The following is a 14,435-nucleotide window of genomic DNA, read 5'->3' as shown; positions in this document are numbered from 1 at the left end:
CTGCAGCTCGTGAGGGACCCAAATCATAGAACAGGGAGGAGAAGGGGTGGCATCAAACTACGAGACGATATGTGAGGAGAACCAGCAGCGGTACGGGACTGACATCGGCCGTATCGGCCCGATGCTGCTAGCCGACCGTTACGACGATCGAACGCACTTCATCTTCGAGCTGCTTCAGAACGCGGAAGACGCGCTTAGTCGACGCGGTTCCTGGGACGGGTTCCGGCGGGTCACGTTCGATCTGACATCGAGTAGTTTGGCGCTGTCCCACTTCGGCAGGCCCTTCGATGAGGCCGACGTCCGCGGGGTTTGCGGCATCGCCGAGAGCACTAAGGACAAGTTTTCGATTGGCCGATTCGGCATTGGCTTCAAATCTGTCTACACGTTTACCGACCGCCCCGAGATTCACTCCGGCGAAGAGGATTTTGCAGTCGAGAACTACGTGCTGCCGAAGCGCGCAGAGCGCCGCCAGCGCGCGCCAGACGAAACGGTGATCATCTTGCCGCTTAAGTCGGAGGATGAAACGGCGCAGCAGGAGATTGCTGAGGGGTTCAAGCGGTTGGGGCCAAGCGCCTTGCTATTCTTGCGGCACATTGACGAGATCAACTGGAGCGTTGATGGAGGCGCGGCGGGCGTCTACCTGCGCAGCAGCCCGGACCTACTCGGCCCCCGGGTTCAGCGAATCACCGTAATTGGCCAGGAAAGCGGCGGGGAAGAAGAAGTTGACCAGAACTGGTCGGTTTTCTACCGCGACGTGTTCTCCGCCGATCAAGAAAAGGTCGGTCGCGTTGAGCTTGCCTTCTCGCTCCAGCCCATCAAAGACGCTCCGGGCCGTTGGTCGGTGCAGCCGGTGGCTGCATCGCCTTTGGTCGTGTTCTTCCCGACGGTGGTGTCGACCAACCTTGGTTTCCTAGTGCAAGGACCATACCGCACGACGCCCAGCCGAGACAACATTCCGCGCGGCGATCCGTGGAACCAGTATCTGGTCAAGGAGACGGCCAGCCTGTTGGTGGAAGCGATGCGATGGCTCCGGGACAATGGGATGTTGAACACGTCGGCGTTGCGATGCCTACCCCTCGACCGCGAGAAGTTTCCAGAGGGCTCGATGTTCGCGCCGCTCTTCGATGCCGTTTGCCAAGCGTTCATCGAGGAAGAACTCCTTCCTCGGTTCGACGGCGGATACATTGCCGCCTCCCATTCGAGACTGGCCAGAACACAAGAGCTGCGCGAGCTGTTCAGCTCGGAGCAGGTGGCTCAGTTGTTCGGCGTCGGGAAAGCTGCTTGGTTGACCAGCGACATCACGCCGGACCGCACCCCAGAAATCCGGCAGTACGTCATGCACGAGCTTGGTGTGACAGAGGTGACGCCAGAAGTCATCATCCCTCGGCTGACCCAAGCGTTCCTGGAGATCCAGCCGGACCACTGGATCGTGCGTTTGTATGAATTCCTCGGCGGCCAGCCTGCGCTGAAGCGCCGTCTGGACCCGGTTCCCTTGGTCAGGCTCAAGGACGGTCGCCACGTTCGCGCTCAGGCTAACGGCGAGCCGCAGGTTTTTCTTCCGAGCAACATCGAGACTGGATTCCTGACTGTGCGACGCTCAGTCTGCACCACCCACGAGGCCCGGATGTTCCTAACTTCGCTGGGCATCACGGAATCCGACCCGGTCGACGACGTAATCTTGAACGTCTTGCAGAAGTACCGGGGTGACTCGGTCGACGTCGATGACGACCAATATGCCGAAGACGTCGATCGCATCCTCGCTGCATTCACCACGGACTCCAAGACACAGCGGGAAAAGCTGCTGGCAGCTCTGCGCGAGACGACCGTCGTGAAGGTCGTCGACGCGGGGGACGGTACTGGCTATGTTTACATACCAGGAAATGTCTACATAGCAACAGATCGTCTGAAGCAGCTTTTTGCCGGCGTGCCAGACGTGATGATCGTCGACGACGCCTACGACTGCCTTCGAGGCGAAGACGTTCGAGATCTGCTCGTGGCTTGTGGCGCAAGCCGGTATCTAGACACTGAACCGATCCAGACAACGCTGAGTTCGCAAGATCGAGCACGAATCAGAAGAGAAGCAGGGTTGGAACGAGCAAGCTGGCAGAGCGAGCCAGAAGATTTCACCCTCCGTGGTTTGACACAGCTCCTTGCGCACATGCCCTCGCTATCCCTCGATGAGGCTGAGGCACGAGCTAGGCTGCTCTGGGACTCACTAGTTGACCTTGAGACGCGCGGGACCGGTGCCTTCTATGGGACCTACAGATGGGGCTATTCCCACGAGTCAAAGGCGGCCCGATTTGATGCAGCCTTCGTTCAACAGCTCAATGAGACGGTATGGATCCCAGATGCGAATGGTGAGCTTCGACCTCCTCGACTAGTGGTTTTCGACAGTCTGGGATGGAAGGCAAACTCCTTCCTGCTCACTAAGATCGAGTTCAAACCGCCGATCATCGACCAGCTCGCGAAAGAGGCAGGAATCGACCCGGCCGCGCTCGATCTGCTGCGAAAGCTTCGCATCACCAGCGTCGCCGACTTAACGTCGCTACTCGGCATCGCCGATCTGCCGCCCGAGATGGAAGACGAACCGGAGGTGGAGCCAGAACCTGATACACCGACCGACGACAACGTCTACGAGGGCGCGAAGGATTTGTACGGCGACGACATGCCGGACATTCCACGCAGGACGCTTGATTCGGACAGCGGCAACAACGTGACTGGAGGCGGTACAGGATGTGGCGGAGAAGACCGTAACGGCTCCGAAGGTGGGCCAGGCGGCAACAAAGGCACCGGAAGCTCACAACGCAGCTCTGGCGGGCCTAGCCACCGTGGTGGGAAGGAAGGCGGGACCAGTGGCGGCAGCCAAGGCAAGAGAACTCCCGCCCAAGCTGGAGGGCGCCCCTTCATCTCCTACTTAGGTACCCATCCAGACAACGAGGAGCCTGATCCGGATGGTCTTGATCAGGCAACGCGGATGAAAATTGAGGAGCTCGCTATTGCACAAATCATCAAGCTCGAACCGTCTCTGCATCGGACCCCGCATGGCAATCCGGGGTATGACTTGTATGAGAAGGATAGCGCCGGCAAAACTATCCGCTGGGTCGAAGTCAAGTCAATGACCAACACGCTTGCCGATCGTCCCGTGGGTCTTTCTCGCGCCCAATTCGATTGTGCCCATGAGCACGGAGCTGCTTATTGGCTGTACGTTGTCGAGCATGCAATCAACCCGGGACAAGCTAGAATCCTTCGAATCCAAGACCCTGTCGGGCATGCTCACACATTTACGTTTGACCGTGGCTGGACCGATATCGCTCAAATGGCACCGCCACCTTTGCGTGAAGGGGGGTAATGAATGAGTAACGTACGGCTGTTACCTCCCTTTTGCTCGACTACATCATCACTGTCGCTTCCGCATCCTACTGAAACATCTTGCTGTATCGTCTGTCAGTGGTCCTACCTTCCGTGTAAACGAAGTTCCACTCATCATCACCAAATTTTCTATAACCACTACAGAGTTAGTGGCTCCCCATAGATTACCTCCTCGCGAGTGGCTTCGCTTGCTACACAAAACGGTTGTTTTTCGGAAAGCCATAAAAACGGATGGGCTTGGCCCAATCCTGTTTAAAATCGACGCCCGGACGAAAGAGGCGTGCGAGAAAACCTTTCCAGAAAAAGTGTTATGCCCGCAACGCGACACGCCGGGGCTAAGGGCTGCGCTGTAACACATGCGCGAGGGGGATATCCTGGTGAACAGGAAGCTGGAACTTAATGCTGGATCCAATGAAGCAATTAATTGGGCGCTCTAGGATTTCGAGAATCAAGAGATCATATTGAATTGCTGCAGAAAATTTACATCAACCTCGGTAAGCGGAAAACCTGTCGTTTCTGGCGAGCTTGAACGGAGGTTAAAAATGAATAAAAATAATTTTTGCATTGCTCGTTTCACTATGCGGCAAAGGGAGGCCTTAAGCAATATCACGCGGTACTGCTGCTGTCAACCGAATTATGATTGGTGCCAATTATAAGATCAGCTGTTGGGTTTTCTTACACTTGACGGGAAAAGGAGAAGGGACGCGTTCATCATTGTCATGTTAGTACCTAATTTTTAAGAAACTTCTTACGCAAGGTACATCTTTTGCTTATTTTTTTGCATGGCTATGATGGTAAGAGGTAGCGTTCAAAGCGAAAGGGGGAACTGGCAGCACTGACTGGTGACAAGACACTTGCCGAACTAGCGCGATGGTTTGAAGCTCACCGCAACCAGATTACCGAGCCGAATACACACTGAAAAATACCAATTTGTGGCGGATTCAACAAGGGAGGTAATTATGGCAAACGTAACTACTCCAGACGATCTGGAAGACTATATCCCAATGCTGCGCAAATTGGATGTAGCGCGGCAGCGAAGCGCGCAGTTGAGGGATACTGGGATCGAATTCTTAATGGAACACCTGCAACCGGCTGAAGAAAGCGATCAGCCACCGGTTTTTGGGACCTGGCGGCATGAGTATTCTCTTGTTGTAAGGGCACTTCTCACCCGTCATGATCAGCCGTTCAGCAAACAGGAGGATGAGGAAAAGCGACTGAAGCTCATCAAAAGCGTGATAGACCAGTTGCAGAAGGACGAGAAGGGGACTTTAACGTTAGAAAAACTTGCGGAACACGAGTTATCGGTACTGGTTGCGGCGAGTGTTTTACGGGCCTTGGTTGCGCAGCCTGGCGTTGCTTTTTCCAAAACGGCGATGCTATGCTATTACTGGATCATCCGCGAGCTATATAGCGCAGATCGTACTGATTGGAACATCGGCGGCGCACGCGCCGCGCCCGGCAGTCTAGTGACCGCGTTCACTACTGGCGAGTGCGTACGTGCGCTCTTAAGTTTTGCCGACGCCCTGCGTAATACCGGCAATCTAATAGCAGAGGCAGGCGATTACATGGAGCGAACAACGCAGCTTGATGAGCTTAATAACAAATATTTCAATGATCATACCCCAGAGGCATTGAAAGAATGGGTGAAAGCGGAGAAAGAACAGTTATGCCTTGCGTATTTTATTAAATCCAGACAGCTATGCCGCTATCTGGTACTTACGCTTTGTCCTGATCGATCCAAAGAAACCTTGTCAACTGAAGAATATCGTCAACAATTTAAGCAGGAGTTGAACGATCAATTAAAAGAAACCACGGAAAACTTCGCCCAGGTGCTCCACGATATTGTTGCCTACCGTAAAAAAGAATATGGAAATGAAATAAGTCCAACATCCAAAGATGCCCTAGAGATATGTAAAAACACCCTCTCGATATGTGAAGAAAGGCTTTATGGCTCTGCGGAATCCAGCTCCCCTTCGTCGATCTCACTCAAGAGAAAGGCGGACGTAACCCGCTCAGCCTCCGCCCATCTAATTGCATTTCAGGCCGTGCAAGATGCAAGAAAGAGGGCCTTGGAGAAATTTCACTCGGTCGAGCAGTGTACGGCCCCAGAGGTTAAGGCATTCGCGAACGCATGCAAGGACATTAAGCAAGGATTCGACGAATCAGCGCGCCAAGTTGAGAAGCTGTTAATTCCATCGAGGATTTACCTCTCTTCCATACTCGATCGGGAGCTAGCGCTGGCATCCCTGGGCGAGAGCTGGGATTGGCAGCCCTCCGAACTTGCCTGCGCTGCGGCCTCCTATGGAAAATTGACCAAGGCGTGGGGAAAAGATGCCCGTTTTGACAGGGCGGTAAGTGACATCTCAAAAATGATTTCGAACCGTGGACAACTTGCCAATCTGCGTCATTTTCACCAAGGGCCCGATGGCCCGCGCCAAATGATGAGTAATGCCGCCGCTCTTCATGCCATAGCCCAACTATTGCACCACGCGTGCGACAGCAAAATCGACACTAGTCTGATCGATAACATGTTGCGCTTTTTTGAGGATACAAGCGCCAAGAAGGGTTGGGACTGGGAATACTCCCAGCCTCCGTTACAGGCTAACCTGAAGGCTACCGCACGGGCCATCATGGCATTGGCCAAAATCAACGAAATGCTCGACAAACGCATCAACCATATCATCCTCAAACATTTCTCGGTCAAGGAAAAAAACATAGGTTTAAGTGAAAACTTGACGCTGGACTCGCTGTTCTACCCGGATTATGGTCTACGCCTAGCTCCTGATGCCGATACTCTGAAAACCATGATCCCACAACGCCCCCCATGTATCGAGGAAAAGGATTGGCCGAAAAATGGAATCCAGCGGCTGGATTCCATAGCGATAACCTTGCAGCGGATGTGCGCCCATGTGTCGGGTGTGTCTTTACCCAAGCGAGAGCCGCTATGCTCTCTCGTCCTGCATGGTCCGGCCGGTACTGGCAAGACGACCTTAGTCGAGGCACTAGCGGTTAGCTGCGACGTGAAGCTCGTAGAAGTTACGCCCAGCGACCTTGTGAAGTATGGCGAGCAGGATATCGAGCAGAGGGCGCGGGCCGTGTTCGAAGCGTTGTCGATGCTGACCCGTACCGTGATTCTGTTCGATGAGTTCGATCCTGTTCTGAAACGGCGGAAGGTGGATCCCGAAAAGCAGCTGGATGTGTTTTCGTTTCTGACACCCGGGATGCTCCCCAAGCTGAAGAATTTGCATAACTGGACCGAAAAACGCTCTGTCGCGTATGTGCTAGTCACCAATCTCATCGGTACCCTCGACGAAGCGGCAGTGCGGAAAGGACGATTTGATGAACGGCTGGGTATCTACCCGCCAGATTTATTGTCCAGAACGGGGCGGTTTTTGGATCAAATCTATCCGGACTTTCAAAAAAGGTTGCCTTGGGTTGGCATCATTGAAATCATTAAGAAAACAGAAGGCAAGGGCATGACGACCCTAGGAAAACCGGGATGGTTCACTATCCCTGATTCTGAAAAAAAACGAGAGGAACTGAAAAAAAAACCGGGTACGCCATTCCATTTCCTACATTTAAAACAGGAGAATCCCGACGCAACCATAGGGGAACTCAGAGCAAAAGCAATACTTGAATGGCCGGAACCTGATGACGAGCTTAAAGGCATTCTCGGCGAAGGCCCGTCGGCTGTAAGGGAATGGTTGGAATGGACGTGGATTAATTTATGGGATGAACTACTTTCCGAGAATGCGAACGATGAAAACCTTCGCGACCTATTGAACGATCGGGATTCCTTAAACAAATTGCTGAAACATAAATTTGCTCAAAGGCTCAGCCTCAGCGACTAGAAAGCACAACAATTGCTCCGGGACACACTGCTGCACGTCAATAAGAAGACGCTGGCGTAGCCAATTGTTCCTCTTCGAGGGTTTTGCGCCGAGCCAAGACGTGCCCTGGTTGAAACAGGAATCCAGAAGAGAAAATACTGATCCGACCTAGAAATTCAGGACCACACTGAAAGTGAGTTTTTTGGCAAACTTGACCTTGAAAAGCCGTGTTTGCCATGAAGAATAAGCCATGTTCAATAAAACAGATCGGAGCGGGCATTTAAGCAGGCGGAGTGGGGATGCCGGTAGCGGACCTGATCTGGAAGGTGGGGATTTCGGAACAGACGTTCTACCGCTGAAAGAAGCAGGACGCGTACTGTCAAAAAAACTATGAAGCCTTTATGGATTACCTGCGAAACGGCTGGGAACCACCACAGCACTGCCTGGGCGGGCTCGTGCACCTCCCGAACTTGGCGTGTTGGTACCGCTGGCTTGGGAAGAACTGCCGGGGCTGACGAGTGCAGACCGCTGTAGGCCTTCAACATTCATGACCGGTTGGATAAAGGAAATGAGCGGTGGTCAGACTATGAAGCGGTGCGTGGGCATAGGCGCGTCCAAGACGCTGGCGAAGCTTGCCAATCATATTGCCAAGAAACAACCCGGGTTCAATGGGGTCTGCGACCTGGCGGCCATGCCGCTGGCAGAGACCGATGCATTGCTCTCTGGCAAAGAGGTCGGGGAAGTATGGGGTGTGGGCCGGCGCATAGGGTCGCAGTTGCACGGGGCGGGATCAGCACGGTCAAGGCCTTGCGCGATACGCCACCATGCTGGCTGCGCTCAAGATTCGGCGTGGTGATGGAGCGCACCGGCAACGAGTTGCGCGGGCTGTCATGCCTGCGCTGGAAGAAGTCGCCCCGCCCCGAAAACAGATCATTGCTTCCCGCTCATTCGGCCAGCCGGTCGGGGCCTTGCCACAACTGAGCGAGTCCGTCGCAGGCCACGCAAGCAGCGCTGCCGAAAAACTGCGCCGCCAGAACGGGGTGTGCAGCGCCATCCAGGTATTCTTTCAGACCAACCGCTTCCGGGAGCAGGGTCCCCGGTACAGCAACAGCATCGTTGTGCCCTTGCCCAACGAGAGTTCGGATACCCGCCTGCTGGTGCGCGCCGCCTTGTTTGGACTCAAGAGAATCTACCGCGCAGGCTACGCCTATAATAAGGCTGGGGTGATGCTCATCGATATCGGTGAGATACGGACAATGCAGGGCTCGTTGCTTGCCCAATATGGAACCGGCAATCGCTCCGATGGATTGATGAAAGCGATTGATGCCTTGAACCTGCGCTATGGCCGCAATACGGTATCGGTATTTTCCTCAGCCGCTCCAAAGCCCTGGGTGCGGCGGGAAAACATGTCGCCCTGCTACACGACAAGATGGAGCGATGTGCCCGTAGCTTATGCACACTAGTGCCTGTTCCTGTCACGACTAAGCAAGTGGGTTTATTTTGGCAGCGAACCTAATGGTGATAGGGGAACCATGAAAAAAAATGATCCGCCGCATGATCTTCGGCACGAGGAGATGTTGGATTTCTCCCGTCAAAACATGCTCAATTCACTTCAACTATTTTTCTCCCATACAAAATACTCGCTCACCCTGCTAACTACAATTCTGGCTGCCTCGCTGGCCATTGCCGCATTCTCGTTCGACAAGCTTCAGGGAGCGCCAGAAGCATCGAGGCTCGCGCTGGTCCTGGCAGCAATATTTCTTATACTCATGGGACCGGTATCATACATCACCTATCGACTTGTAGGCCGCTACTACCGACTGTATGTTTCCTTTTACGTCTATGCCGCGCGATTGCATGAGACGTACTCTTCTGCCATCGAGCACCCCTGGTTTGCCGACATACAGGATAAGCTTGGCGGCCCTGAGCATCAGCAGAAAAATCTTTTTAATAAAGAAGCAGTGTCACAGTTTATGGAGAATGAAATTACAAATGGAGGCCGCAATAGCTGGTATTTTTATCGCTGGCTAATTTTTATCCTCGGTGCATTCGGCACTATTGCAGGAAGCTTCATTTTAGGTTGGCTTCTTATCCGTCAATAGCCATTTACTACCCGGCCGCTACAGATAGGAGACACCGATGGTTTGATCCTTCTGGAACAACCTGGCCTACTCCCTCAGCGGAAAATGGAAAGCAGCCCACCTGCTCCAATAAGGGCGGGCGACAGAGATCAATTAAATTAAACCGATTTGGGTCCTGTTTCTTTTTAATGTCACCTGTTGGGGCTTCTCGTCCCTCTCGTTCTACTCCATCATGTGCTGCCGCGCCCGTTCCTGACCTCGCAAAACACTCCGTATTTCCCGCATTTGCTTCCGCCATCCACCTTTATATCCACGCTTGGCAGACTCGGCCTTACCTTCAGGAGTTTTCGGTCCGGTGGATTTTTCCCATGGTTTCCACTTCCTGATTAACTCGGCCCGTAAGCGCCGGTGTTCCGGTGTCCGTTCGTAGCTCATTGTCTTCCACTGATAGTTGGATTTGCCCGTTTTCGATTTCTCGCGTGTGCGAAGGTGAACCAACCCCATTATTGATCTGTTGTGGTCCAGTTGTTACGTTCGCTTGCTTGGCATAAACGATCGGAGGATTCTTTATCGTTGACAACGTTTCTAGTGTTGCCCTGCACTGATTCTGTGCTCGGAGCGCCATTCGCATGAAACCTTCAAATTGCGGAAGCTGTGCGGCTAAAAAAGCTTTTTCTGTCAGCCGCGCAAACAGACTTTGCAGCGCCGTAGCCTGATTCATCAGCATCGCCTCTGCTTGCGCCAGGTCCCCCCGATTCACCGCCTTTGCCTGGTGGCGCAACGTTTCCATCAAGGTGGGAACATCAATGCCTTTATCTACGCCTGAGTTTTGCTCGACACCGTTAATTACCCGGTACGCAGCAAGCTCTGGAGAGGTTGTGAACCTTGCGTACTTGCGCCCCCTTTCCTCCCCGGTTTTTCCATCTTCGCACTCCACTGCCTTTCGGGGATATCCCTCATAATTGGGAGGTGCGGCTGATTTTTTCCGTCTGCTTGCCATTACTTAGCCTCTCCTAGGTTAATCTGCACCATATCCAGCCAATGTTCTAGAAATCACCCCGGGTTTATCGTCCTTACCGACCGCATCGCCGGAAGCGGTACCAGTGCTAGGTTTGATCGCGGACGATATTGCAGTCGATAGGTGTTTATCCTCGCATTTATCGTCCTTCACGGACGATACATTTGAATTACCATCAGCGGGCAAATTCCCACCGATAGGTGGGTTGGACGGAGCGGACGATGCAGACGATGATTTCGCCTTATATTCCAGCGTCACTTGTTTGTCACCCTTTCGGCCCTTCTTGTGCCTGGTGACGCTGATACCCGCCTCCTCCAGCGTTGCCTGAAGCACATTCATTTGACGCGTAAGGTTATTTGCTTGGCGAGGCCACTTCTCAGGCCGGGGCCCGGGGGTAGCCCCATTGAGCAAGTTAAGCAATTCGCTCGCGGTACCTGTCCAGCGAACCTGTTTTTTAACGAAATTGAGAATGGCGGTTGCGACCGGATCAGCTTGCAGTACCTCTTCGGTCTGGCGCGAAGCGTGTTTCATAATGATGCTGAGCATTTTCTTGGAACCGATCCCCGCATATTCGGCATACGCACAAGCAATACGCGTAAAATCGGCCATCCGCGCCATCCTGCTAAGTTTGATGGTGGGGAGATGCCGTAACGTCCCTGCGATCGCGTCCAGCAGCGCTCCAAACAGCAGTGGCAAATCCGCATTGAACCTGGTCCAGAACGTGGTTTCGTCCATGCGCTTGTTGGCTGGAATACGCTCCAGCTCAATCAGGAGCAATCGATCGAGCAGATCGGGAGCATGAGTTGGGATGTTGATGCCTGTGATAATGATGGGCCGTTTGAAGGACAGGATCACGTCCGAATTGTCGGAATACAATTCGCGCTTGGTAAACGCTCCACCTGTAACCCCACGACAGAGCATATCTGCTGCCCATGTCTGAATGCTGGTCAGGTTATCAAAGCACGGCACGCCGTGATGATCGAGAATTTGTGCGAGGTCTGCGGGCGATTTCCCCAGATCAACCGACCCTGTCAGGCTTGGATCAACAAGGGCTTTGATGCATCGCGCCGTTGTCGTTTTGCTCGCGCCCTGCGGACCGTGGAAGGTGATGGCAGGCCGGGGCACGTTTGGGAATGCACAGGCGACCAACCATGCCTCCATCATGTACTGATCGTCTTTTGACCTGATTCTGAGGTGCTGGTGTATGTCCGATAGCTTCCTTCCGCCAACGGGATCAGGCAGCGCGTGTTGATGTGGGTATCGACGAAACATGATAGCCGGCTTATCCACTATTTCCCATCCGGCAGCACTTACCTTTATCGCCCGCCAGCGTTTGTCCGCGAGGTCGATGTATATCTCGCCATCACGCATGGCGAAGCGGTTGGATAATTCCAGCTGAGGGTTGTCATATGCCGCCATTGCCTCAAGAACGGACAGTGCCGTTGATAAGGCTTCATTGTTTGCCGCTCGCTTCGTTGTTTTGTAGAAAGTGCCCGCAAGCCAGCGGCGGAACTCCTTCCGGCGAAGCCCCAAGGTAAGCCTCACCTGGTTGTCGGTCACAACCGCATACCCGTCACCGCGTTCGTCATGGAAAAACTCGCAGTGCCTCACCGCGAGCTCAATCAGCGCATTTGCAGTTGATTTATCCTCCTTGCCATCTTTTTTAGTTTGGCTGTCTGCATTGTTCTTACCACTCGCGCCGTGCTCATAACGCGGAATCAGTGTGGCAACCTGATTGTTCTGCCACTTCAAGGTGTCATTTAGCATCGCTAATCCCTCCAGCAGCCAATGCCTCGTGTATGCGGGTGACGGCCAGCATCAGACGATTGTGATCGGTATCGGAGAGGGGGCCTGCTAGCCGCGTCGTGGCTGCCACTGCGACTACAAGCGCCTCGAATGCAATGCAGCGTAGTATGTCAGCAGCAGCAAAGGGTCGTCGTTCCGGTCTTCCCTTGCCACCCTGGATCTCACCTGCTGGAAAAAGATCAGTTAGCTGCAATCCAACAGAACTGACGATCTCGTGAGCAGCACAACCGGCAAAGCAATGCAGCAAAACGCGTCCATCATCAAGTTCACGCAGAGCCAGTGAAGGGTTGCGATCATCGTGTGCCGGGCATGCGGCCAGCCAGCGGCCCGACCCGGTACGTTTGACTTTATTGAGCAATGACAGCAAATGATGAATACTCACGATTGCGCCCCACCTGCCATTTTGCGGCTTTGCTCGATACAACGTGCCTGCCATTCCGCTATTGATTGTTCTGTCCATGCTACAGATCGAGCACCGATGGAAATGGGGGCGGGAAATTCTCCACGACGAATCGCTTCGTATATCCAGCTGCGAGAGCGACCTGAAAGGGCTATTACCTTGGGAAGTCGAAGAAAGTAACGCAGTTGTTCAGCCATGATTTGTCCTAACGAACAAGCCCGGTGCTCCGCATGTTACTGGCCTTGTCCGTACAGTTGAGGAATGCAGCGGAGCATTCCCGCAACTTTTTACATGCCGTGAAGTTGCCGTATGGTTAGTAACGGCAAGAGATCAAGGATAGGTGCGGGTCGGGCTGAATTGCCGTGTTGCAGCTACGGCAATTAGCTACGGCAATTTACGGCAACTGAATGAGGGATTATTCGTCAGACTGAAAAAAAGCGGTGGCTGCCTCGTCACAGCCGGGGAATCTCCTTAGGGCGGCTGCAGCGGCGTCCGAGCTTAGCCCCTCGTGACCCTTTTCATGCCGATCCAACAGCCATGCAGCAATTTGATCAGGCCGCCACGACGACCCTCCAGGCCCCTTCCTACCTTCACCGACGCGGCATCCTGCCAAACCGTTGCGGTTTGCTTCGCGCATCTTATCCTTCCACCATTCGGTGTTTTCGTCTGGATCACATTTGACTTTGAAGTACTGGATTATCTTGCGAGCAATGGCAGGTTGGCAGGAATTGGTCGGAACGCGATGTTGCGCGTTATTGTCCACAGGGTTACAAGGGTTTAACTGGCGTTGTTTTACAAATTTTTCAAATTCTATAAGTACTTCCCTACGAACAACCAAGGTGCTGTCCTTTGGCAATCGTCTTGCCGGATAAAAGCTATCTTCCTCAGACAGCGCTTTCATCGTTTGAAGAATCTGCTTTCTCTCTTTTTTGTGCGAATCCAGTAATTTCTCGGCCTCTTCCTCGGGAATATCAGCAGCAGCTATTTGTTGCTTCAATTCCCTGTGTTCTTGATCCCAAACGGACGAATATTCTTTGACACTGAATTGTTCCTGTAGTTGACATAGCCCGCCGTCAGGTCCTTCAACCACCGCGCCTTCGATCGCCGCTAAATTGAGATTGGGGCCGCCGGTCAGCTGTTGATATCGCTCCTCGACATCAATCATTTCACCACCAATCATCGGCAAATCCCACAGTCCGATAATAGTTTTAACCTTTCCAACAAATTTGACATAACGCTCATCATCCAGCTTCAGATTTCTAATCTTGAAGAACGGTTGCCCCTCCGCTTCTTCAGGCACATCGGCAAGGAATCTGGCGGCTGTAGGGGGTAGCATCTGCCATTTCAACTCACTCGGTAACACCCCGGCTGTTATAGACGCTTCAATTTGGGAATGAGGGAATTGAATAATTTCACCGCGTTTTACTGTCGCGAAATTTGGAAACCGAACCGATAACTTTAAATGGCCGTCGAGGGCAAATCTCAGTATATCCGCCGTTCTCACAGTGGCACCTATAACAGAGGAAAGATGGTTCGCTGCCTGCTCAAGCGGCAGCCATTCATTCAATGAAAAAATTGGCGAAGGTTTCATATCTTCCATGTCCCCCATCATAATAACGTGGCAACTTCAGATAGGATTTTAGACTGGTAAAAATAGGATGTCACCATATTTTCATAAAGTAAGTGCTTGTATACGAAAACGTATTACGTTTTTTAATACGTTTTCGTATAATGCATTTAAATCCAGTCCAGACTAGCAGAAGGATGTTGTTTATATAGAAAGGTAGAGCCAGGGGTAGGATCGCGGAAAGCCGATTTCGCCAAGAAGCTGGGCTAATACTATCGTTGACACTAGCCGTAATGCCCGGCGCGATCTCTGAATAAAGCGTCCCCAAGATAAAGAGTGGAAGCTTGCGGATGAATGCCGGGAA

The 14,435-nt window shown here is 52.9% G+C and carries 10 protein-coding genes and 1 pseudogene; 6 read left to right on the top strand and 5 right to left on the bottom strand.

Going from position 1 to position 14,435, the window contains the following annotated elements; genetic code table 11:
* Window positions 1-46: 46 nt before the first annotated feature.
* The 6 genes and pseudogenes from BMZ14_RS11985 to BMZ14_RS11965 all read left to right on the top strand — a co-directional run bounded on the left by BMZ14_RS11985 (window position 47) and on the right by BMZ14_RS11965 (window position 9,301).
* Entirely contained in the window at window positions 47-3,349 is a 3,303-nt protein-coding gene (locus BMZ14_RS11985; protein WP_074797870.1) for a sacsin N-terminal ATP-binding-like domain-containing protein, read from the top strand.
* Between the two features lie 979 nt (window positions 3,350-4,328).
* Window positions 4,329-7,220, top strand: coding sequence for an ATP-binding protein (locus BMZ14_RS11980; protein ID WP_074797868.1), 2,892 nt, complete (start codon window positions 4,329-4,331; stop codon window positions 7,218-7,220).
* A 215-nt stretch (window positions 7,221-7,435) separates the two neighbouring features.
* Window positions 7,436-7,555 (top strand): annotated as a pseudogene (locus BMZ14_RS15305) (IS3-like element ISBcen22 family transposase); the annotation flags it as partial.
* 191 nt (window positions 7,556-7,746) lie between these two features.
* Window positions 7,747-8,055: a hypothetical protein gene (locus BMZ14_RS11975; protein ID WP_177186977.1), complete on the top strand. Its 309-nt coding sequence runs from the start codon at window positions 7,747-7,749 to the stop codon at window positions 8,053-8,055.
* Window positions 8,024-8,662, top strand: a complete 639-nt coding sequence (locus tag BMZ14_RS11970; RefSeq protein ID WP_074797863.1) for a DinB/UmuC family translesion DNA polymerase — start codon at window positions 8,024-8,026, stop codon at window positions 8,660-8,662. The genes BMZ14_RS11975 and BMZ14_RS11970 overlap by 32 nt, the downstream gene beginning before the upstream one ends.
* Window positions 8,663-8,731: 69 nt before the next feature.
* Window positions 8,732-9,301 (top strand): hypothetical protein, encoded by a 570-nt coding sequence (locus BMZ14_RS11965; protein WP_074797861.1) that lies wholly within the window; start codon window positions 8,732-8,734, stop codon window positions 9,299-9,301.
* Between the two features lie 316 nt (window positions 9,302-9,617).
* Here BMZ14_RS11965 and BMZ14_RS14670 read toward each other — a convergent pair whose 3' ends face one another.
* The 5 genes from BMZ14_RS14670 to BMZ14_RS11940 form a co-directional block, all read right to left on the bottom strand.
* Window positions 9,618-10,280, bottom strand: coding sequence for a hypothetical protein (locus tag BMZ14_RS14670; protein WP_083396775.1), 663 nt, complete (start codon window positions 10,278-10,280; stop codon window positions 9,618-9,620).
* 18 nt (window positions 10,281-10,298) lie between these two features.
* A complete protein-coding gene (locus BMZ14_RS11955) occupies window positions 10,299-12,065 on the bottom strand; it encodes a hypothetical protein (protein ID WP_074797857.1) in 1,767 nt (588 codons plus the stop codon).
* Window positions 12,055-12,564 (bottom strand): DNA primase, encoded by a 510-nt coding sequence (locus BMZ14_RS11950; RefSeq protein ID WP_256208604.1) that lies wholly within the window; start codon window positions 12,562-12,564, stop codon window positions 12,055-12,057. The genes BMZ14_RS11955 and BMZ14_RS11950 overlap by 11 nt, the downstream gene beginning before the upstream one ends.
* Window positions 12,483-12,701: a helix-turn-helix transcriptional regulator gene (locus BMZ14_RS11945; protein WP_074797853.1), complete on the bottom strand. Its 219-nt coding sequence runs from the start codon at window positions 12,699-12,701 to the stop codon at window positions 12,483-12,485. Before BMZ14_RS11945 ends, BMZ14_RS11950 begins: the two co-directional genes overlap by 82 nt.
* 218 nt (window positions 12,702-12,919) lie before the next feature.
* Window positions 12,920-14,104, bottom strand: a complete 1,185-nt coding sequence (locus BMZ14_RS11940) for a hypothetical protein (RefSeq protein ID WP_143071982.1) — start codon at window positions 14,102-14,104, stop codon at window positions 12,920-12,922.
* Window positions 14,105-14,435: the final 331 nt, after the last annotated feature.

The sequence above is a fragment of the Nitrosospira briensis genome (assembly GCF_900115125.1).
GTDB lineage: Bacteria > Pseudomonadota > Gammaproteobacteria > Burkholderiales > Nitrosomonadaceae > Nitrosospira > Nitrosospira briensis_A.
This window is presented reverse-complemented; position numbering and strand designations above follow the sequence as displayed.